Origin of the sequence: Micromonospora sp. SL1-18 (assembly GCF_047921505.1) — a bacterium.
GTDB lineage: Bacteria > Actinomycetota > Actinomycetes > Mycobacteriales > Micromonosporaceae > Micromonospora.
This window is the reverse complement of record NZ_JBLROA010000016.1, coordinates 1-20,557: the sequence shown is the minus strand read 5'-3', so window position 1 is coordinate 20,557 and position 20,557 is coordinate 1. Positions and strand designations below refer to the sequence as shown.

The following is a 20,557-nucleotide window of genomic DNA, read 5'->3' as shown; positions in this document are numbered from 1 at the left end:
GGTGCCGCGGGGATGAAAGCCAGAGCTGCGCGTCGTCGGATGTGCCGCCGTTCGCCGGAATCAGCCGCTACCGCGCGGGGCCGCCGTGTCTGCCCGGGCGCCTGCTGGGGCTGGGCGTCGCGCCGCTCGTCGGCCCGGGAGCCTCACGGGGAAGGCCGGTCCGGTGAGCCGCGCGAGGTGGTGTCGACATTTCGCCCGGCCTCGCCGCCCGCCTCCCCGCGTCGGGTTGTTCCGTACGGCGGCTCCCCAACTGGCCGAAAACGAGAATGAGCGCCAGGATCACCAGCAGACGACTGCCGACCCTCGCCACGTATGTGAAAGAGCCGACCCACATGAGGTCCACCATGCCGGTTGTCGCGACCACGACGGCCACCTGCCACAGCACCTGTCGCCGATCCGAAATGCCCTGAGAACAGCAGGAGACAAGCAGCCGGTCGAGACCGCGAAGCGCGTAGCCGACGACAGGAACCATAGCCACCAGGCCGAGCAGACCGAAGTTGAAGACCCACTCGCCGTGAAACAGCACGGCACTGGAATGCCCGGTGTCCACCAGTTCGGGACGCACGTAGGCCACGATCTCGGTGCCGAATCCGACGGGCTTGCCGGGCCACATGCCTCGGGGTATGAGCGCCACCAGCGAGGCCCAGAACGTGTGCCCCCAGCCCTTGGGGAACCCGCCGAGGTCGTTCAGCTCGAGCACGCGGGCGAACTCGCGTAGCGGACTCATGACCGAGCCGAGGCCACTCTCGTCGTTGGTGGGATCGACCCGAAGCTGGGCGAAGAACCACAACGCCGGGGCCGAGAAGGCAAGCACACCACTCTTCACCCAGCGGCCGTTGCGCCCACCGGCTAGAAGCACCGCGATACCGAGCGCCAGCGAGGCCAGCTTGATGCGCCCGTAGTCGTTGAAGAGGAAGTCGAAGTAGAGCATCATCGCTCCGACCAGCAGCACCCCCCAGACCACCCACTGGCGACGAAGGCGCCCTCTCACCAGACCCGCCGTCATCAACAGCACGCCGACGAAACCCGCGGGCTCCACGAGCGGCGGCAGGGAGTCCGGGCGGGCCATCGCCGTCGCGGTGGCGGCGATGAGCAGAGCGGCACCAACTCCCACCGCCCACCGCAGGGGGCCGACATTCACCGGCAATGGGGACCGGGCCTCCAGGCGTACCGATTCGCGCCAGAACAGGGCCCAGGTGGCGACCTGAGTGAAATAGCAGAAGGCGACGGCTGTCAGCAACGACCGAGAGAGGCCGGTCCACGCGACGTCATCGGCCTGGTACAGCCCGGAGAAGCCGACGAACAAGGCGAACGCCAGGTTGTAGAGACCGACCGCCGTAATGGCCCTGCCGCCGTCACGCCAGAAGACCCAGACACCGAGGAGCAGAGCCAGCAGGCTGATCAGGATCAGGGCGCGGCTGGTGTCCCCGGGATCCTCGGTCGCGCCGAGGCCGACGGCACCGACGCCGAGCGCCGCCCAGAGCACACTCACCAGCAGCGCGTACGCCGACCGCTCGCCGGAGCGCGCTCGGGCGTGACTGGACGAGACCATGCCTTCGCCGGGCGTGCCGGTGGTCGCCCCCGTGGGTAGCGGTGTCCTGACGGTCATCGCGCCGACGACCGCACGAATCGGGCCAGGGACGCCTGCCACACCCGGTAGTCGAACGATCTGCGGGCGAGGTCACGCGCGGCGAAGCTCATCCGCATCCATGCGCCGTCAGAGTCGAGCAGGTCCTCGCGTCCGGGTGCGCCGGCGTAGCGCGGTGTCTCGTGCAGGGTCTGGTCGTGCATCCTCACGGCTCCGATTTCGCCATGCGCCCGTCCGGCGCTTCGACTTCTGGTCCTGGTCCTCCGGCACCAAGACGGCGCCGGTACATCGTCACGTGCTCGGCCACGGCGGCATCCAGGGAGAAGGCACTCGCCCGAAATCGGGTGACCGCCTCGCCACGGTCGTCCGCTCGCGTCGCGGTGACGACCGTCCGGATGTTCGCGGCCCACTGCTCGGCGCTGGCGTCGCGGTCGACGAGGGTGACGCCGGCAAGGTGGTCGGCGATGAATCGCACCCCAGGGAGATCGACCGAGACGACCGGCGTACCGATCGCCACGGGCTCCAGCACCGAGCCGGGAAGGCCTTCCAGGATCGACGGCGCCAGCACGATGTCCGCCTGACGCAGCAGTCCACCGACGTCTGCCCGTGGTCCGAGCAGATGGACCTGGCGATTCACGCCCCGCGACACCGCTTCCTGCCGGACCCGGGCATCGTCCGCGGCGTCCGCCGGTCCGACGAGTACGGCGTGGGCTTCGATGCCCATGTCCCGCAGCGCCGCGATCACAGGAGGGACGAACCACCGCCGCTTCTCTGCGGATGCCCGCCCCACGGTCAGGCAGAGGAGAGCGCCGGGGCCAGCGCCGACAGTCGCACGCAGATCGACGTTCGACGGGCGGAGCAGGCGATCGAGGTCGAGCCCGTTGAGGACGACCCGGCACCGTGCATCGTTCGTCCACGTCGGAGAGTAGCCGCAGGTCAGCGCGCTTGGCGAGACGCCCAGCACGTCGGTCGCGAACAGGTCTAGCATCCGGCGGAAGAGCACCCGCTGCACCCGGCGACGAAGCGAGCGCTGCTCGTTGTCGTCACCCCGAAAGTGGGCAACCCTGGTCGGCACGCCAGCGAGGGCCGCAAGCGTGAGTAGAACTCCAGAAAAGTTGCCGAAGTCCGTGTGCACGGCGTCCGGCCGCAGTCGTCGGAGCAACCGCAGGAAGCGAGCGGGGAAGCGCAGATCCAAGGGAAGCGCGTGGACGGTGCCACCGAGACGGCGGGCCACGGATGCGAGCGGACCAGGACCGATGCGGTCGGAGAGCGTGACGAGGTCGACCACGACCCCTGCCGCGGCCAGGCGCGGAAGCAGATCGACGGTACGCAGCTCCGTTCCGCCAAAGTTCAGCTCGCCCATGACGCGTACCACCCGACAACGAGGTCGCTCTCCAGGTGACCGCGCGGGGGCGTCACGGTGCTCGTGGTGATCAGACAACAATGCTCCTCATCGGGTCCTGATCGGGGCCGCCGGGGCCGACGCGCTCCACGTCGCGGAGTTCCGGGTGAGCCCCAGCAACCGGGTGAAGTACGCGGCCCGCTCGAACGCGTACGGTTCCGGAACCACCGGCCGGTCGATGCCGTCAAGGGCGTCCGCAAGACTGTCCGCATCGGCCAGGCGATACGGCACCAGGGCGTTGCCCGCGATCTCCCGCGACTGCCGGGTGTCCGGCGCCAGTACCGGCAGCCCGTACACGCGCGCCTCGGCGAGCGGGTAGCCGAAGGACTCCAGCACGCACGGGAAAAAAACGGCGGTCGCCCGACGCCAGTGCCTGGCGAGTTCGTGGTGCGGCAGCCGCCCGAGCAGGTCCAGCCGGGGGTGCCGGGCCAGGCCGGCCGGGAGTTCGTGCGGATACGCCGTGATCCGGACCCGAGCCGGGTGTCGGCGCTGGTCGAGCGCGGCGAGCAACATCCGCAGCTCGCTCACCACGTTCTTGAACGGCGACGGCACCACCGGCACGAGGATCGACACCTCGTCGGCGGTGGCACGGGGGCCGACCGGGCTGACGGGGTTCGCGAGCACCAGCAGCCGGTCGCGTACCGCGGGCACCCGGGCGGCGACCCGTTCCGCCATCGCCGAGCACGGCACGGCGATCACGTCGGCCCGGTGCAGCGCCCGGCGGACGACGGGAATCTGCGCCCGGAACGACCGGGGCAGCAGACCCAGCAGCCGCTTCTCGGCGGGAGCCAGGAAGTGCAGCGCGTTGTGCACCAGCACCCGCCGCTCGGTGCCGCGCCAGGCGAACGACACGTTGTTCAGCGCGGCCACGACGGGCGCGCGGCCGGCGGCGGCCTCCCGCAGCGCCAGCCACGACGGCGTGAGCCGGCGATCCCCCCCGATCACCCGAACCGGAGCTGCGCCGTCGGCGAGGAAGGCGTCGAGTTCGGTCTTGAGACGTCCGGCTCCGCCACCCGATCCGCCGGCGGCGTCGATCACGATCTGCGTCTCTCTCATCGAAGGACTCCCACATCTGCTGAGAGGCCGGCCGGCACCGCCGGTCGACCGGCACCGCGGATCATCACCCGGCCACCCCGGGCCCGCCCTGCCCGGTGGCCCGGCCGGACCTGGCCAACGCGCGCCGGTAGCCGACGACGGCGGCGGGCCACATGGTGAGCAGGTAGGCGAGGCAGCCGGCCGCTGGCAGGCCCACGATCCCGAACTCGCGCAGTCCCCAGATCTTGAGCGCGGTCGCGAGCAGCAGGAAGGCGGCCCAGCCGACGAACTGCGGTCGCAGGAGGCCGATGCTGTTCTGCACGAGGAGCAGCGGGGAGGCGACCGCCACCAGGAACGACCAGAGCGCGAGCCCGGCGAGAACCGCGACCGGCACCACCGCCGCGTCGACCCGACCGACCCACAGCTTGACCAGCCGATGGCCGTAGACGACCAGCGCGAGCCCGACCGCTCCCACCACCAGGCCGTAGAGCACGACCATCCGTCGGGTGGTTCGGCGTACCCAGGCGATCTCGCCTCGGGCGAGGGCGGTGCCGTTGGCCGGCCAGACCGCCATCCCGACGAGTCCGACGAACACCGAGAGAACACCGAAGAGCTTCCCGACGACCGCGTAGTGCGCGGCGACGGTGAGCCCGAGGATGTGCGCGACCATCGGGTTGTCCACGTTGAGCGCGATCGACGACATCGCGGTGAGCGCGAAGAACTGCAGGCCCAGCCGGAGCAGGCCCACCGCCGTGGCCCGGTGCACGAGGCCGGGGCCTGGTCGCGTGGCGGGTTCCTGGAGCCAGAAGTAGACCACGGTGTTGAGCAGGTTGGTCACCGGGACGGCCAGCACCGTGCAGGCGATCACCGTCAGCGGGCCCCACCCGGCGGCGATGGCGCCGAGAACGGCCGCCATGGAGACCACGGCGCCGGCCGCCTGCCAGGCGTTGCTCTGGGTGACCTGAGCGCGGGCGTACTGGATCCGCTGGATCAGGGAGAGCGGAACATTGACCGCGAAGGCCCCGAAGCAGAGCAGGACCAGGGCCGATGCCTCCGCGGCGACGGTCGGATCGCTGACGCCGAATAGCCGGTCCCAGGGCACCAGGGGATTGATGAGGACGAGCCCGGTCAGCAGGGCCACCGCGACCACGCCGAGGGTGGCGTAGGCGCTGGAGATCTCTCGGGCCTGCTGGCGGGCGTCATCGGTGAGGTGACTGAGTCGGGTGAGCAGGCCGTTGCCCAATCCAAGGTCGGCGAACCATGCCATGCCGGTCAGTGCGGTGATCGCCATCCACAGGCCGTAGCGTTGGTCCCCGAGATACCGGAAGCACGCGGGGGTGATGACCAGCGGCGCGGCGAGACCGATCCCCTTGGCCACCAGCGAGGTGGCGATGTCCACGCTGAGCGCGCGGCCCCGGCCAGCGGGCAGTGCTCGCCCCAGGCGGAGCCGGGATCGGACTCGTGGCGCGGCCGGAGCGCCGGGACCGGCGGGTGGGGCGGGCGCGTCGGGGGCCAGCTCCCCACGCTCGACCCGGCTCGCTGCCGGGCTCACCGTAGTGCGGCGGGTTCGACGCCCAGCCGCCCGGCCATCCACTCCACTGTCGCCCGGAGGCCGTCCGTGCGAACGACCGGCTCGATGTCCGGGAACAGCTCCCGCAACGTGCTGTTGTCGGCCGACGAGTGCGGGATGTCGCCGGTGCGGGGCGGCGCGTACTCGCGCGCGATCGGCCGGCCCAGCAACTCGGTGATTTCGTCGAGGACCTCCAGCAGGCTCGCCCGCGCCCCGAAGGCCAGGTTGACCGGGTGCGGGTGGTGCACCCGACGGCGGAGCGCGTCGAGGATGACCTGGCACACCGAGCCGACGAAGGTGAAGTCGCGAGACTGGGTGCCGTCACCGTGCAGCACGACGGGCTCCCCGCGCAGGGCCGCGTGGACAAACCGGGGGATGACGGCGGCGTAGGCATGGTCGTGCCGCTGCCCGGGACCGAACACGTTGAAGAACCGGAAGGCCAGCGCCGGCAGGCCGAACGACGCCTGGTAGGCGAGCGCGTACGCCTCGGTGGCGAGCTTGCTGACGGCGTAGGGACTCATCGGCTGGGTCCAGGTGAGCTCCGCCTTCGGCAGCACAGGGTTCGTGCCGTAGACCGATGAGGACGATGCGACCACCACGTGGCGGACGTCGTGCCGTCGTGCCGCCTCGAGGACCATGAGCGTGCCCGTGGCGTTCACGTGGTGGGAGGCCACCGGATCGCGCAGCGAGCGGGGCACGCTGGCCAGCGCCGCCAGGTGGACGACCGCCTCCCGTCCGATCATCGCCGCGTCCAGGGCGGCCGGGTCCAGGATCGACCCCTCGACGAGGTCGACGTCCAGCCCGTCGAGGTTGCTGCGCAGCCCTACCGACAGGTCGTCGAGGACGGTCACCTCCTTGACGGCAGCCTCGACCATCGCGGCGCGGGCCAGGTTGGAACCGATGAAGCCGGCCCCACCGGTGATCAGAATGCGCATCGTCAACCCCTCGGTGTACGGACCGATCACCTGTACATCGAGCGAGGACGCGCACCGTAACGGTCTAATCACACAATTTCGGTCGAACGACGCGGAAGCCACGGCCCTTCCCGTACGCCCACCGGGTCGGCCGCTCGTGTGGTGAGCTGTACCGGTGGCGGGGTACGTGATCGGTCTGGTGCTGCATCCCACCCGGGACGTCTCCGCGGTGGTCGAGATCATCGACCGGTGGGCGACCCAACATGGCAAGGCACTCATCGTCCGGGCCGAGGACCGCCACCGGGTCCCCGCGTCGGTCGAGCCGGTCGCCGCGGCGGAGCTGGCCGCGCGGTCGGACGCGCTGATCAGTATCGGCGGGGACGGGACCATGCTGGGGGCGCTGCGCTGCGCGGTGCGCGACCCGAGGCCGGTGCTCGGGGTCCACCTGGGTCGGCTCGGCTTCCTGGTCGAGGTGGAGCCGCCGGATCTGCCCCCGGCGCTGGACCGGCTGGCCGCGCACGACTACACCGTCGAGTCGCACGCCTGCCTCGCCTGCGACGTCTGCGGCGACGACGTGGTGGCGTTCAACGACGTCGCGCTGGTGCGCCATCCCGGCTCCGGCTTCGTCACCGCGACGCTCGCCGTGGACGGCCAGCGTTACGGCTATTACCGCTGCGACGCGCTGGTGGTGAGTACGCCCACCGGCTCGACGGCGTACAGCTACGCCGCGGGCGGGCCGTTGATCTCGCCGGCCACGCAGGCCGTGGTGGTGACCCCGTCGGCCCCGATGGCCGGGATCTCCCGCTCGGTGGTGCTCTCCCCGGAGGAGACCGTCCACCTGGAGCTGCGCCCCGAATCGGCGCCGGTGGCAGTGGAGATGGACGGGCTGGTGATCCGGGACGCGGCGACCGAGGGCAGCGTGCGGATCCGGTACGTCCCGAATGCCGGCCTGGTGGTCCGGCTCGATCCGCGGCGCCACCAGGAGCGCAACCAGATCAAGCTCAGCCTGCTCGACCTCCCGCTGCTGCCCGACCAACTGCGGGAGTTGCTTCCCGACGAGTTGCGGGAACAGCTCAACCGCCGCGAGCTGCCCCCGCCGCGCTGAGTGTCGGCACCGCCAGCGGCGGGCTCAGGCCGTGGTCACCCCGTAGATCTTTTTGATCGCCTCGTGCTTGGCCTGGACCGGAAGGTGGCCGATGTTCAACGACTTGGCCTGCAGCCGCTCCAGGTACTCGTCGGTGGTCCGCAGCGGCCGGGCCGGCACCCCCGCTGCCACCGTGTTGTCCGGGATGTCGCGAGTGATGATCGAGCCGGCCCCGATCACGCACCTGTTGCCGATGCTGACTCCGGCCAGGATCATCGACCGCATCCCGATGTAGACGTCGTCGCCGATCGTGATCGGGGCCGTCCAGTCCAACTCGGGGTGGTCCTTGCGGAGGATCAGAGTGCCCCCGTCGTGGGTCACGAACTGCACCCCTGCGCTGATGTAGACGTTGTCCCCGATGGTGATCAGCCACGGCTCGGAGCCGAACATCGCCCGGTTCACCGCGTAGAACTTGACCCGCCCGTTCAGGTTCACACCCAGCGAGCTGGCAAAAGCCTCCTGATCACGCGAGCCGGCCAGGTGGTCCTGGACCCTGCGGATCATCGTGCGAACGTAACTGGGCATTTGCTGTCCTCGCTTACGGATGCGTATGGCTGCGGAAGGCCGGAGCCGGGACCCGAACACAACTACGCAACGATCCGCCCGGGCCGAGGTGACGGAGCCGAGGGCCGTCAGGCCTTCCCGAGCACCGTGTCGACCAGGGCCTTCGCCTCCTCCTGGATCCGGGCGAGGTGCTCCGGCCCCTGGAACGACTCGGCGTAGATCTTGTACACGTCCTCGGTGCCGGACGGCCGGGCGGCGAACCAGCCCGACTCGGTGGTCACCTTGAGCCCGCCGATCGGCGCGCCGTTGCCGGGGGCGGTGGTGAGCGTGGCGGTGATCGGCTCGCCGGCCAGCTCGGTCGCCGTCACCTGCTCGGGCGACAGCTTGGCGAGGACCGCCTTCTCCTCGCGGGTGGCCGGGGCGTCGAGCCGGGCGTACGCGGGCGCGCCGAAGCGCTCGGCCAGCTCGGCCCAGTGCTGGCTCGGGGTCCGGCCGGTACTGGCGATGATCTCCGCGGCGAGCAGGCAGAGCAGGATGCCGTCCTTGTCGGTGGTCCAGGTGCTCCCGTCCCGGCGCAGGAAGGACGCGCCCGCGCTCTCCTCGCCGCCGAAGCCGACCACGCCGTCGAGCAGCCCGGGCACGAACCACTTGAAGCCGACCGGCACCTCCAACAGGGGCTGGCCCAGGTCGGCCGCGACCCGGTCGATCATGGAGGAGGAGACCAGTGTCTTGCCGACCGCCGCCAACGGGCCCCACTGCTCCCGGGTACGGAACAGGTGGCCGATCGCCACCGCCAGGTAGTGGTTGGGGTTCATCAGGCCGCCGTCGGGAGTGACGATGCCGTGCCGGTCGGCGTCGGCGTCGTTGCCGGTGGAGACCTGGTACTGATCGCGGGCGGCGATCAGCGAGGCCATCGCGTTCGGCGAGGAGCAGTCCATCCGGATCTTGCCATCGGAATCCAGGGTCATGAAGCGCCAGGTCGGGTCGACCGTCGGGTTGATCACCGTGAGGTCGAGCCGGTGCCGCTCGGCGATCTCCCCCCAGTACGCCACGCTCGCCCCACCCATCGGGTCGGCGCCGACACGTACCCCGGCGTCGCGGATCGCGGCGATGTCCAGCACGGCCGGCAGGTCGTCGACGTACCGGGCGAGGAAGTCGTACTCCCCGGTGGTGTCGGCGGCGCGGGCCCGCGCGTACGGGATGCGCCTCACCTCCTTGAGCCCGGCGGCGAGGATGGCGTTCGCGCGGTCCTGGATCCACTTCGTGACGTCGGTGTCCGCCGGCCCGCCATGCGTGGGGTTGTACTTGAAGCCGCCGTCGTCCGGCGGGTTGTGCGACGGGGTGATCACGATGCCGTCGGCGAGGCCGGCGGTCCGCCCGCGGTTGTGGGTGAGGATCGCGTGCGACAGCGCCGGGGTCGGGGTGTAGCCGTCGCGGCTGTCCAGCGGCACGGTCACGTCGTTGGCGGCGAGCACCTCCAGCGCGTCGACCGCCGCCGGGGCGGAGAGCGCGTGGGTGTCCCGGGCCAGGAAGAGCGGCCCGTCGAGGCCCTGCTCCCGCCGGTAGTCGCAGAGCGCCTGGGTGACCGCCAGGATGTGGTCGGAGTTGAAGGCGTTGCGCAGGCTGGACCCGCGATGGCCGGAGGTGCCGAAGGAGACCTGCTGCGCCGGGTCGCTCGGATCGGGGTGCTCGGCGTAGTAGGCGGTGACCAGCCGGGGCACGTCGACCAGGTCGGCGGGCTCGGCGGGCTGGCCGGCACGGGGATGGGCCACTGCGGGAATCCTCCTCGAAGTATTGGCGGTCAGGGCTCGACGCGCTGGCCCTTGCCGATGACGACGATGCCATTGTCGGACACGGTGTAGCGCTGGCGGTCCTTCTCCAGGTCGACGCCGATCTCGGCGCCCTCCGGAACGTAGACGTTCTTGTCCAGGATGGCCCGGCGGACCACCGCGTGCCGGCCGATCTCGACACCTTCCATGAGCACCGCGCCGTCCACGTGCGCCCAGGAGTGGACCTTCACCTTCGGCGAGACGACCGAGTTCTCCACCAGCGACCCGGAGACCACCGACCCGGGCGAGATCATCGAGCTGACCGCCCGGCCGACCCGCTCGCCCCAGGCGTGGACGAACTTGGCCGGCGGGTAGGGCGGCTGGTTGCTGTAGATCGGCCAGTCGAAGTTGTAGAGGTTGAACACCGGGTGGACGTTGATCAGGTCCATGTGGGCGTCGTAGAACGAGTCGAGCGTCCCCACGTCCCGCCAGTAGCCGCGGTCCCGGTCGGTGCTGCCGGGTACCTCGTTGTCCTTGAAGTCGTAGACGTTGGCCTCGCCCCGCTCGACCAGCATCGGGATGATGCTGCCGCCCATGTCGTGCTTGCTGGACTTGTCCTCGGCGTCCTGCTCGACGGCGTCGACCAGGGCCTTGGTGGTGAATACGTAGTTGCCCATCGAGGCGTAGATCTGGTCTGGTGCGTCGGGCAGCCCCACCGCGTCGGTGGGCTTCTCGCGGAACGCCCGGATCCGCCGGCCGTCCTCGCCGACCTCGATCACGCCGAACTGGTTCGCCATGGACAGCGGCTGGCGGATGCCCGCCACGGTGACCGCGGCACCCGAAGCGATGTGGTCCTCCACCATCTGCCGCGGGTCCATCCGGTAGATGTGGTCGGCGCCGAAGACGATCACGTACTCCGGCTGCTCGTCGTAGATCAGATTGAAACTCTGGTAGATGGCGTCGGCCGAGCCGGCGAACCACCACGGGCCGCGGCGCTGCTGCGCGGGCACCGGCGTGACGTAGTTGCCGAGCATGGTCGACATCCGCCACGTCGTGGTGATGTGGCGGTCCAGCGAGTGCGACTTGTACTGGGTCAGCACGACCATCTTGAGATAGCCGGCGTTCGCCAGGTTGGAGAGGACGAAGTCGACCATGCGGTACATCCCGCCGAAGGGGACGGCCGGCTTCGCCCGGTCGGTGGTGAGGGGCATCAGGCGCTTGCCCTCCCCGCCGGCCAGGACGATCGCGAGCACCTTGGCAGCCATGCTCCGACGCTATCGATCCCGCCCCAACTTCACCACTCGTACGCGCACAGTTCCGCGCCGGGTGCGTGACGGGCTTCTGCATTAGGGTGCCGGACATGACGGATTCCGCACGCCTGCGCGTCGACCTACTCACCCGGGAGTACCCGCCGGAGGTGTACGGCGGGGCCGGGGTGCACGTCGAATACCTGGCGCGCGAACTGCGCCGGCTCGCCGACGTACGGGTGCACTGCTTCGGCGCGCCGCGCGACGAGCCGGGCGTCACCGCGTACGCCGAGCCGGCCGAGCTGGCCGGCGCGAACCCGGCGCTGCGGACCATGGGCGTCGACCTGGCGATGGCGGCCGGCTGCGCCGGCACCGACGTGGTGCACAGCCACACCTGGTACGCCAACCTGGCCGGGCACACCGCGAAGTTGCTGTACGGCGTGCCGCACGTGGTCACCGCGCACAGCCTGGAGCCGCTGCGCCCGTGGAAGGCGGAGCAGCTCGGCGGCGGGTACGCACTCTCCTCGTGGAGCGAGCGCACCGCGGTGGAGGCCGCCGACGCGGTGATCGCGGTCAGCGCGGGGATGCGGCGGGACGTGTTGAAGGCGTACCCGGCGGTGGACCCGGACCGGGTACGGGTGGTCTACAACGGCATCGACACCGCCCAGTACGCCCCCGACCACGGCACCGACGTGGTGGACCGGCTGGGCATCGACCCGTCCCGCCCCAGTGTGGTGTACGTCGGGCGGATCACCCGGCAGAAGGGGCTGCCGTACCTGCTGCGCGCGGCCCGGGAGCTGCCCGCCGACACCCAACTGGTGCTGCTCGCCGGCGCGCCGGACACCCTGGAGATCGCCGTCGAGGTGGAGAGCCTGGTGACCGAGCTGCGGGCCAACCGCTCGGGTGTGGTCTGGGTGGCCGAGATGCTGCCGAAGCACGAGGTGATCCAGGTGCTCACCCACGCCACGATCTTCGTCTGCCCGTCGGTCTACGAGCCGATGGGCATCGTGAACCTGGAGGCGATGGCGTGCGAGACGGCCGTGGTCGCGACCGCCACCGGCGGCATCCCCGAGGTGGTCGCCGACGGCGAGACCGGGCTGCTGGCGCCGATCGAGCAGGCCGCCGACGGCACCGGTACGCCGCTGGCCCCGGAGCGCTTCGTGGCCGACCTGGCGGCCCGGCTCAACGAGCTGCTGGCCGAGCCGGCGCGGACTGCCGAGTTCGGCCGCGCCGGGCGGCGCCGGGCCGTGGAGCACTTCTCCTGGGACGCGATCGCGCAACGGACCCTGGAGGTCTACCGCTCGGTGTTGGGGTAAGGAGGGGCCAACGAGCATCGGCTGAGCCGAGCGCGAAGCGATCTCGCGCAGTAGGTTGAACCGGTGACTGGACGGTTTCCGATCGAAGACGTCTCCCCCGTCGTCTCCTGCGGTCGCTACCCGGCCAAGGCGGTGGTCGGCGAGGTCGTGCCGGTGTCGGCCCGCGCCTACCGCGAGGGGCACGACGCGCTCGGCTGCAACGTGGTCTGGCTCGGCCCGGACGGCGTGGCCCGCCCGTTCACCCGGATGCGCCCCGGCGAACCCGGCCAGGACCGCTGGCAGGCCACCATCCGCCCGGACGCGGTCGGCGAGTGGCGGTTCACCGTCGAGGCGTTCCAGGACCCGTACCTGACCTGGCAGAACGCGGTCACCAAGAAGCTCGCCGCCGGCCAGGGCCCGGCCGAGCTGGCCAACGACCTGGCCGAGGGCGCCCGGGTGCTGGAGGCCGCGCGGAAGCTTGTCCCGGCCGCCGACCGAAAGCGGGTCCGGGCGGCGGCGGTGGCGCTGCGCGACGACAAGCTGGAGTTGCGCCGGCGGGTCGGCCCTGCGCTCGACCTGGCCCCGCTGCTCTGGGACCACCCGGTCCGCGAGCTGGTCACCACCGACGACGAGTACCGGCTCTGGGTGGACCGCCCCCGGGCCCTCTTCTCCGCCTGGTACGAGTTCTTCCCCCGTTCCGAGGGCGCGGTCCCGGGCACCGCCGACGCGCCGGCCCGGTCGGGCACGTTCCGCACCGCGACGGACCGCCTGCCAGGTGTCGCCGCGATGGGCTTCGACGTGCTCTACCTGCCCCCGATCCACCCGATCGGCCGGATCAACCGCAAGGGCCGCAACAACTCGCTCACCGCCGGGCCGGACGACGTGGGCTCGCCGTGGGCGATCGGCGCCGCCGAGGGCGGCCACGACGCCATCCACCCCGAGCTGGGTACGCCGGAGGACTTCCGCGCGTTCCTCGCCGCCGCCGCCGACGTGGGGCTGGAGGTGGCGATGGACCTGGCGTTGCAGTGCGCCCCGGACCATCCGTGGGTGACCGAGCATCCGGAGTGGTTCACCACCCGGGCCGACGGCAGCATCGCGTACGCGGAGAACCCGCCGAAGAAATACCAGGACATCTACCCGCTGAACTTCGACAACGACCCGGCGGGCATCCGGGCGGAGATCCTGCGGGTGGTGCTGCACTGGGTCGGCGAGGGCGTCAGGATCTTCCGGGTCGACAACCCGCACACCAAGCCGGTCGACTTCTGGCACTGGCTGATCTGGGAGGTCAAGCAGGTCGAGCCGGACGTGCTCTTCCTCGCCGAGGCGTTCACCCGACCGGCGATGATGCACGGCCTTGGCAAGATCGGCTTCACCCAGTCGTACACGTATTTCGCCTGGCGCACGTCGGCGGCGGAGATGCGGGCGTACTGCGCGGAGCTGGTCGCGGCGGCCGACTACATGCGGCCCAACTTCTGGCCCAACACCCCGGACATCCTGCACGAGTCGCTGCAGCACGGCGGCCCGCCGATGTTCAAGATCCGGGCGGTGCTGGCCGCGCTGCTCTCCCCCTCCTGGGGCATGTACGCCGGCTACGAGCTGTTCGAGCACGTCGCCCGCCCCGGCGCGGAGGAATACCTCGACAACGAGAAGTACGAGCTGCGCCCCCGGGACTGGGCCGAGGCTCAGGCACAGGGCCGCTCCCTCGCCCCGTTCATCGCCACCCTCAACCGGGTACGCCGCGACAACCCGGCCCTGCACCGGCTGCGCAACCTGCGCTTCCACGACATCGACAACCCGGCGCTGCTCTGCTGGTCCAAGCACGACCCGGACACCGGCAACACGGTGCTCGTGGTCTGCTCGTTCGACTCCCGCGAGGTGCAGTGGGGCAACATTACGCTGGACATGCCGGCGCTCGGCCTCGACTGGCACGAGCGGTTCACCGTGCACGACGAGCTGACCGGGACCAGCTACGACTGGGGGCAGCGCAACACGGTCCGGCTCGACCCGTACCTGCAACCCGCGCACGTGTTCACCGTGCGGCGCCCCGCCGCGCCGGGCGACCCCGGGCCGGAACACCCGGCGGCGCCCGGCCTGACCGTCGAAGACGTGCCCGCCGACCTCTCCGGCGGCACCGCCCCGACCGCACCGGCCGTAGAGGAAGACGAACGATGGAGCAGCTGATCTCCGGCGAGGCGTACGACCCGCACGCCGTGCTCGGCGCGCATCCCGCCGACGGGCGCACCACCATCCGGACCATGCGTCGGGGCGCGGCCGACGTGGCCGTGCTCGTCGGCGACGGACGGCACCCGATGAAGCGGGTGCACGACGTCGGCGTCTTCGAGGCCGTGCTGCCCGGCGAGGTGCTCGACTACCGGGTCGAGGTCGACGGCACGGCGCACGACGACCCCTACCGCTACCCGCCCACCCTCGGCGAACTGGACCTGCACCTGATCGGCGAGGGGCGGCACGAGCGGCTCTGGGAGGCGCTCGGCGCCCGGGTGCTCGACGAGGGCGTGGCATTCACCGTCTGGGCGCCCAACGCCCGCGGGGTGCGGGTGGTCGGCGACTTCACCGGCTGGGCGCCGGACGACGGCTGGCCGATGCGCTCACTCGGCGCCAGCGGGGTCTGGGAGATCTTCGTGCCGGGCGCACCGGTCGGCGCGCGATACAAATACCGGATCCTCGGCGCCGACGGGCACTGGCGGGACAAGGCCGACCCGCTCGCCGCGCGTACCGAGCTGCCGCCGGCCACCGCCTCGGTGGTGCACCATTCGACGTACGAGTGGGGCGACGCGGCCTGGCTGGCGCGGCGGGCGCGGCGACGCCCGCACCAGGACCCGATGAGCGTGTATGAGGTGCACCTCGGCTCCTGGCGGCCCGGCCTCGGCTACCGGGAGCTGGCCGAACAGCTCACCGCGTACGTCACCGAGCTGGGCTTCACCCACGTGGAGTTCCTGCCCGTGATGGAGCACCCGTTCGGCGGCTCCTGGGGCTACCAGGTCACCGGCTACTACGCCCCCACCGCCCGCTTCGGCGACCCGGACGACTTCCGTTACCTGGTCGACCGGCTGCACTCCGCCGGCATCGGGGTGATCCTCGACTGGGTGCCCGCGCACTTCCCGAAGGACGACTGGGCGCTCGGCCGGTTCGACGGCACCCCGCTGTACGAACACCCCGACCCGCGTCGCGGCGAGCACCCCGACTGGGGCACGTACGTCTTCGACTTCGGCCGCCGCGAGGTGCGCAACTTCCTGGTCGCCAACGCGCTCTACTGGTGCGAGCAGTTCCACGTCGACGGGCTGCGGGTGGACGCGGTCGCCTCGATGCTCTACCTGGACTACTCCCGCCAGGAGGGGCAGTGGGTGCCCAACGTGCACGGCGGCCGGGAAAACCTGGAGGCCATCGCGTTCCTCCAGGAGGTCAACGCCACCGTCTACAAGCACCACCCGGGGGTGGTGATGGTGGCCGAGGAGTCCACCGCCTGGCCCGGCGTCACCCGCCCCACCGGGGAGGGCGGGCTCGGCTTCGGCTTCAAGTGGAACATGGGCTGGATGCACGACACCCTGCTCTACACGTCGAAGGACCCGATCTACCGGCAGCACCACCACCATCAGCTCACCTTCTCCCTGGCGTACGCCTGGAGCGAGAACTACGTGCTGCCGATCAGCCACGACGAGGTCGTGCACGGCAAGGGCTCCCTCGCGGGCAAGATGCCCGGCGACACCTGGCAACGGCTGGCCAACGTGCGGGCGCTGCTGGCGTACATGTGGGCGCACCCCGGCAAACAGTTGCTCTTCATGGGCAGCGAGCTGGCCGACGACCGGGAGTGGAGCGAGGAACGCGGCCTCGACTGGTACCTGCTGCACGACCCGGCCCGGGCCGGCGTGCAACGCCTCGTCGGCGACCTGAACCGGATCTACCGGGCCACCCCGGCGCTGTGGTCGCAGGACACCGAGCCGGCCGGCTTCCGCTGGATCATCGGCGACGACGCCGCCAACAACACGGTTGCGTTCGTCCGGATCGCCCCGGACGGCGCCACGCTGGTCTGCGTTGCCAACTTCTCCGCCCTGCCGCTGGAGGGCTACCGGATCGGCCTGCCGGCCGGCGGCGCCTGGACCGAGGTGCTCAACACCGACGCCCACCACTACGGCGGGTCGGGCGTGGGGAACCTCGGCACGGTGCACGCCGAGAGCGTGCCCTGGCACGGCATGTCGGCATCGGCGTCGCTGCGGGTACCGCCGCTCGGCGTCCTCTGGCTCCGCCGCACCTGATCCCGGCCGGAAAGGGTCTTGTTCCGCATCCTTCTCCGTCGATAGCCTGCTCGCCGCACACACGGGAGGAACGACGGATGAAGACCACGCTGCGGGCCATGCTGTCCGTCGCACTGCTCATCGGCTTCTACGTACTGGCGGTCGGGCTGGTCGTGGCGGTCGGTGCCTTTGGCCTGGGCTACGGCACCGACTGGGCCGGCTCCGGCGCCCCCACCAGCATCCGGCCGCTGGTGGTCGGCGCCGCCATCGCCCTGCTCCTCGTGCTGATCTTCGCCTTCGGCCGAGTACTGGCCCTGCGTCCGCCCCCGCCGGCCGGTGTCCGGCTCACCCCAGAGCGGGCGCCGGAGCTGTGGGAGATCGTGCGGGACCTGGCGGCCCGGGTCGGCACCCAGGAGCCGGACGAGATCCGGCTGGTCGCCGAGGCGAACGCCGCGGTGACCGAGGACGCGAAACTTTTCGGCCTGGTCCCCGGCTGGCGGGCCGTGATCGTCGGGCTGCCGCTGCTGCGCGCGTACACCGTCGACCAGTTGCGGGCGGTCCTCGCGCACGAGATGGGGCACTTCTCCGGGCAGCACACCGCGACCGTGCGCCTCGCCCACCGGGGCCGGATGGTGATCGGCGAGACCGTGCGGCACACCACCGACGGCGTGCTACGCGCGATCCTCTCCGGGTACGCCCAGCTGTACGTAGCTGTGGAGCAGGCCGTCAGCCGGCAGCTGGAGTTCGAGGCGGACGGGTACGCCGTGGGCGCCGCCGGCCGCGACGCCATGGTCAGCGCACTGCTCGAGATCCGGGTGGTGGCCACCGCCTGGGACGAGTACCTGGAGCGGCATGTGCTGCCCGCCTACGACCGCGGGCACCTCCCGGAGGACCTGTTCGGCGGGTTCGTCGCGTATCTGACCGAGTGCCGCGAGGAGATCCGCGAGCGCAGCGTCGAGGTGGCCCCGGCCGAGCCGGCCTGGTGGGAGTCCCACCCGCCGATCGGCGAACGGATCGCCGCGCTGCGCTTCGTACCGGACGTGTCCGTCGCGCCGGACGGCCGCCCCGCGGCCGTGTTGCTCCTCGAACCCGACGCGACGGGCCGTCAGCTCCAGGCGGGTCTCTTCGAGCGGCCCGGCGTCCGGCTGCTGCCCTGGGACCGGCTCGGCCCCACCCTGGCGTACCTGTCCGCGCGGGGTCTCGCCCACCCGCTGTATCAGGCGGCGGCGCGGCTGACCGGGCGACCCGATGACGATCTCGACCTGCTGCTGGACCTCTTCGCCGCCGACCGGTACGCCGACCTGGCCCGGGAACTCACGCCCGACGCCGACGGCGAGGACGGCCTCCAGGCGTTGACGGCGGCCTTCGAGGGCGCGGTGGAGGCGGCGGCGGTCGACTCCGGCGCTGCGGCGTGGCGGCACTCCTGGTCCGGCCCGCCCGAGCTGCTCACCACGGCGGGTGAACCGCTACCGCTGGGAGAACTCGTGGAGCTGGCGGCCGATCCCGCGACCGTGCCGGCCGCCCGGGAACGACTCGCCGCTCTCGGGATCCGGTTGTCGGCCACCCCGGCGACCGCTCACACCGCCTGACCATCGGACTGCCGCCCACTCTCGCCGGTCGCCCTTCCGGTGGTACGGCGCCGAGCCGGCCGGCGGTCGCTGGCGTTGGGTCCGCAGCCGGATCGGGTGCACCCGCACTTTCCGCCGTACGGCACCAGCTCCCGATCCCCGGCGCACTGATGCTCAGTGGTGGTGATCCCGTCGACGCAGCCAAGACAGCGGACACGCTGGCGGGTCAACGCGTCCATGCCACGAACCGCTCGAACAGCTCGCCGGGGCTCGCGGCAGGAATCTCGCCGACGGCCACGAACAGCAGCGCGCCCAGGTACATGGCCAGCCCGATCCGGTCGGGCCCATACGCCTCGCCGAGCTGAACCCGTGCGGGCGGACACGGCCACGGCTGACGGCACGATAGGCAGTCCCACCTCGGCCGCTCCGGCTGATGCCCGCCGCCGCCCAGCCGCCCGTCGAGGGCGTCAACCGCACGGGCGGCGCGGGCTGGCCGGGCCGTCATCGGAGGCCCTCCACGTCACGGTCACCGGCCCGCTGGAGCTGTTCCGGGATCATCAGCGGCGACACGGCCGGGATCAGCGCCGGACCGTTCAAGGACCGGAGGTCGCCTGCCTGGCGGAGCAGCCGCCGCTTGACGTCGGCCTGCTCTTGAGCCTGGATACGTTGGCCGGTGTCGGGCGGTACCGGCTCTGGCCGGCCGGCCAGTCGCCGTATCAGCGCTCGGATGGGCGCCGCCACGGGTTGCCTCCCTGCCTCCGGGGGCGCGGGCCTGTGTCCAACGGGGATGGGCACGCGCCCGCCATCCGGGCGGCGGGGCGAGTCGTCGTACGCGTGCTAATCCCGCCGTCATCAGTACCGGTGACGGTAGGTAGCCGGGCAGCAATAAATGGGTACGCGGCGTACCCGGTGACGGGGTGTACCTCTTCTACGGCTGCATGGCGGTGATCCGGCGGGCCAGGTCGACCGCCTCGCCACGCACTGCCGCCGGTGCCTCCCGAGTCAGCCGGTCGACCATGTCCTGTGCCGCCGGGGAGTAACGAACCGTCTCCGGTGACATCGCCTCCGCCCGGGTGAGCAGGTGCAGCGTCGCCTCCCGAGCTCCCTCAAGGTCGGCGGAGCGGGCCAGCTCGACCAGGTGGCGGGCGCGCCGCTCGGTCGACGGGATCGACGCCGGGTCGAGCGCGTGGGCACGTCGCTGCGCCTCGTCGGGGTCGCCGAGGTCGACAGCGCACATCACCGCGTACACGTCAACCAGCGGCCGGGACACGCGCGTGCGCAGGCCGACGTACCCCTCGGGGAGTGCCCGCTCGACAACCTGTCGGGCAGTGTCCCAGTCCGTCCAGGCGCCTTGGTCGCCGGTGCGAGCCCGGGTCAGAGCCATGCAGAGATGCAGGTCGGCGAGCATCTCCGCGTACTCGCTGCCACCGTCGGCCACCCGCGGCTCGATCACCTGGCGGGCGTCTCTCAGCCGCTCCAGCGCCTCGTCTCCACGGCCTACGGCGCGGAGCAGGTGCGCGGCATACCAGATGGATCCCGCGATCGCGAGCGGGTCGTCGGCGTCGAGCGCGGCGGCCATGCCACGGTCGACGGTCAGCCAGCAGAGCTCCCGGTCGCCGTGCCAGGCCAGGTACGCCTGCGCAAGGTGATATGCCTGGGCGAGCAGGGCGAGGCTGGTCCGCCGGGCCTCGCCGGTGTGCAGCCGGGCGGCGCGCTGGGTGGCGTCGAGCAGGCCGGGCAGGAGCAGGCCGGCCTCGGTGCGCTGGTGGCGGCTGGTGTGCCAGGTCTGCCAGCTGGAGTCGACGGCCCCACGCAGGTACTCCGGCGACTCCGGCTCGCCGGCGACGGTGATGTGCCAGGCGGTGAGGGCCTTCCGGACGTCGTCGACGGCAGGGTGGCTGGGCCGGCCGTCGAGGGAGAGCGTGACCTGCGGTCCGAACAGGTCGGCCAGATCGTGAACGTTGAGGTGCGGGGCGAGCCTCTGCGCCGCGTTCAGCGTCAGCGACCGGCGGCCATTCTCGATGAACTTCACCGTCGTGGGGCTGAGGCCGGCCAGGCCCGCGAGCGTCTTCTGGGACATGCCGGCGGCGCGGCGGAGCCGTTCAACGCGCTGACCGGGGGTGGGGGCGGACTGGTCTACCATCGGGCACCTCCGCGCGGGGTACGTCATGTACCCCTGACCGTACGCCCCATTGGTCATGATCGGTGGACGTGCGTCAGGACTGAGCTACGTCGCTAGTATCCTGCGCCTTAAATTCGCGGGATAAGTGC

Annotated in this window: 17 protein-coding genes; 5 read left to right on the top strand and 12 right to left on the bottom strand. The window is 71.3% G+C overall.

Going from position 1 to position 20,557, the window contains the following annotated elements; genetic code table 11:
• Positions 1-67: 67 nt before the first annotated feature.
• The 6 genes from ACNAW0_RS10455 to ACNAW0_RS10430 form a co-directional block, all read right to left on the bottom strand.
• Positions 68-1,492, bottom strand: coding sequence for a hypothetical protein (locus tag ACNAW0_RS10455; protein WP_416287551.1), 1,425 nt, complete (start codon positions 1,490-1,492; stop codon positions 68-70).
• Between the two features lie 113 nt (positions 1,493-1,605).
• Positions 1,606-1,791 carry a hypothetical protein gene (locus ACNAW0_RS10450; protein WP_416287550.1) on the bottom strand — a complete coding sequence of 62 codons (186 nt, stop codon included), beginning with the start codon at positions 1,789-1,791 and terminating at the stop codon, positions 1,606-1,608.
• A gap of 2 nt (positions 1,792-1,793) precedes the next feature.
• Complete coding sequence (locus ACNAW0_RS10445) at positions 1,794-2,951, bottom strand: glycosyltransferase (protein ID WP_416287549.1); 1,158 nt, start codon at positions 2,949-2,951, stop codon at positions 1,794-1,796.
• Between the two features lie 87 nt (positions 2,952-3,038).
• Positions 3,039-4,046, bottom strand: a complete 1,008-nt coding sequence (locus tag ACNAW0_RS10440; protein ID WP_416287548.1) for a glycosyltransferase — start codon at positions 4,044-4,046, stop codon at positions 3,039-3,041.
• A gap of 64 nt (positions 4,047-4,110) precedes the next feature.
• On the bottom strand, positions 4,111-5,577 hold the full coding sequence (locus tag ACNAW0_RS10435) for a lipopolysaccharide biosynthesis protein (RefSeq protein WP_416287547.1): 1,467 nt from the start codon (positions 5,575-5,577) through the stop codon (positions 4,111-4,113).
• The gene (locus ACNAW0_RS10430; protein WP_416287546.1) at positions 5,574-6,530 is read right to left on the bottom strand and encodes an NAD-dependent epimerase/dehydratase family protein; all 957 of its coding nucleotides are present in this window, start codon (positions 6,528-6,530) and stop codon (positions 5,574-5,576) included. Before ACNAW0_RS10430 ends, ACNAW0_RS10435 begins: the two co-directional genes overlap by 4 nt.
• Before the next feature lie 154 nt (positions 6,531-6,684).
• Between ACNAW0_RS10430 and ACNAW0_RS10425 the strand changes: the two genes are divergently transcribed.
• Positions 6,685-7,614, top strand: coding sequence for an NAD(+)/NADH kinase (locus ACNAW0_RS10425; RefSeq protein WP_416287545.1), 930 nt, complete (start codon positions 6,685-6,687; stop codon positions 7,612-7,614).
• 24 nt (positions 7,615-7,638) lie between these two features.
• On the opposite strand, the gene ACNAW0_RS10420 is transcribed toward ACNAW0_RS10425, so the two are convergent.
• The 3 genes from ACNAW0_RS10420 to glgC form a co-directional block, all read right to left on the bottom strand.
• Positions 7,639-8,157 carry a DapH/DapD/GlmU-related protein gene (locus tag ACNAW0_RS10420; RefSeq protein ID WP_416287543.1) on the bottom strand — a complete coding sequence of 173 codons (519 nt, stop codon included), beginning with the start codon at positions 8,155-8,157 and terminating at the stop codon, positions 7,639-7,641.
• A 128-nt stretch (positions 8,158-8,285) separates the two neighbouring features.
• Positions 8,286-9,929: a phosphoglucomutase (alpha-D-glucose-1,6-bisphosphate-dependent) gene (gene pgm, locus ACNAW0_RS10415; protein WP_416287542.1), complete on the bottom strand. Its 1,644-nt coding sequence runs from the start codon at positions 9,927-9,929 to the stop codon at positions 8,286-8,288.
• Between the two features lie 29 nt (positions 9,930-9,958).
• Entirely contained in the window at positions 9,959-11,191 is a 1,233-nt protein-coding gene (gene glgC / locus ACNAW0_RS10410) for a glucose-1-phosphate adenylyltransferase (protein ID WP_416287541.1), read from the bottom strand.
• A gap of 95 nt (positions 11,192-11,286) precedes the next feature.
• On the opposite strand from glgC, the gene glgA reads away from it, so the two are divergent.
• The 4 genes from glgA to ACNAW0_RS10390 all read left to right on the top strand — a co-directional run bounded on the left by glgA (position 11,287) and on the right by ACNAW0_RS10390 (position 18,307).
• Positions 11,287-12,489 carry a glycogen synthase gene (gene glgA / locus ACNAW0_RS10405; protein ID WP_416287540.1) on the top strand — a complete coding sequence of 401 codons (1,203 nt, stop codon included), beginning with the start codon at positions 11,287-11,289 and terminating at the stop codon, positions 12,487-12,489.
• Between the two features lie 63 nt (positions 12,490-12,552).
• Complete coding sequence (locus tag ACNAW0_RS10400; protein ID WP_416287539.1) at positions 12,553-14,649, top strand: maltotransferase domain-containing protein; 2,097 nt, start codon at positions 12,553-12,555, stop codon at positions 14,647-14,649.
• On the top strand, positions 14,637-16,739 hold the full coding sequence (glgB, locus tag ACNAW0_RS10395; RefSeq protein ID WP_416287538.1) for a 1,4-alpha-glucan branching protein GlgB: 2,103 nt from the start codon (positions 14,637-14,639) through the stop codon (positions 16,737-16,739). Before ACNAW0_RS10400 ends, glgB begins: the two co-directional genes overlap by 13 nt.
• A 77-nt stretch (positions 16,740-16,816) precedes the next feature.
• A complete protein-coding gene (locus ACNAW0_RS10390) occupies positions 16,817-18,307 on the top strand; it encodes a M48 family metallopeptidase (RefSeq protein WP_416287537.1) in 1,491 nt (496 codons plus the stop codon).
• A 205-nt stretch (positions 18,308-18,512) separates the two neighbouring features.
• On the opposite strand, the gene ACNAW0_RS10385 is transcribed toward ACNAW0_RS10390, so the two are convergent.
• The 3 genes from ACNAW0_RS10385 to ACNAW0_RS10375 form a co-directional block, all read right to left on the bottom strand.
• Positions 18,513-18,791: a hypothetical protein gene (locus tag ACNAW0_RS10385; RefSeq protein ID WP_416287536.1), complete on the bottom strand. Its 279-nt coding sequence runs from the start codon at positions 18,789-18,791 to the stop codon at positions 18,513-18,515.
• Positions 18,788-19,027 carry a hypothetical protein gene (locus ACNAW0_RS10380; RefSeq protein WP_416287535.1) on the bottom strand — a complete coding sequence of 80 codons (240 nt, stop codon included), beginning with the start codon at positions 19,025-19,027 and terminating at the stop codon, positions 18,788-18,790. Before ACNAW0_RS10380 ends, ACNAW0_RS10385 begins: the two co-directional genes overlap by 4 nt.
• 187 nt (positions 19,028-19,214) lie before the next feature.
• On the bottom strand, positions 19,215-20,429 hold the full coding sequence (locus ACNAW0_RS10375; RefSeq protein ID WP_416287534.1) for a helix-turn-helix transcriptional regulator: 1,215 nt from the start codon (positions 20,427-20,429) through the stop codon (positions 19,215-19,217).
• Positions 20,430-20,557: the final 128 nt, after the last annotated feature.

Excerpts from the sequence above, each read along its gene's own strand:
- ACNAW0_RS10440 (WP_416287548.1), bottom strand. The coding sequence starts at position 4,046 with ATGAGAGAGACGCAGATCGTGATCGACGCCGCCGGCGGATCGGGTGGC.
- ACNAW0_RS10430 (WP_416287546.1), bottom strand. The coding sequence starts at position 6,530 with ATGCGCATTCTGATCACCGGTGGGGCCGGCTTCATCGGTTCCAACCTG.
- glgA (WP_416287540.1), top strand. The coding sequence starts at position 11,287 with ATGACGGATTCCGCACGCCTGCGCGTCGACCTACTCACCCGGGAGTAC.
- ACNAW0_RS10445 (WP_416287549.1), bottom strand. The coding sequence starts at position 2,951 with ATGGGCGAGCTGAACTTTGGCGGAACGGAGCTGCGTACCGTCGATCTG.
- glgC (WP_416287541.1), bottom strand. The coding sequence starts at position 11,191 with ATGGCTGCCAAGGTGCTCGCGATCGTCCTGGCCGGCGGGGAGGGCAAG.
- ACNAW0_RS10390 (WP_416287537.1), top strand. The coding sequence starts at position 16,817 with ATGAAGACCACGCTGCGGGCCATGCTGTCCGTCGCACTGCTCATCGGC.
- ACNAW0_RS10375 (WP_416287534.1), bottom strand. The coding sequence starts at position 20,429 with ATGGTAGACCAGTCCGCCCCCACCCCCGGTCAGCGCGTTGAACGGCTC.
- ACNAW0_RS10450 (WP_416287550.1), bottom strand. The coding sequence starts at position 1,791 with ATGCACGACCAGACCCTGCACGAGACACCGCGCTACGCCGGCGCACCC.
- glgB (WP_416287538.1), top strand. The coding sequence starts at position 14,637 with ATGGAGCAGCTGATCTCCGGCGAGGCGTACGACCCGCACGCCGTGCTC.
- ACNAW0_RS10420 (WP_416287543.1), bottom strand. The coding sequence starts at position 8,157 with ATGATCCGCAGGGTCCAGGACCACCTGGCCGGCTCGCGTGATCAGGAG.
- ACNAW0_RS10385 (WP_416287536.1), bottom strand. The coding sequence starts at position 18,791 with ATGACGGCCCGGCCAGCCCGCGCCGCCCGTGCGGTTGACGCCCTCGAC.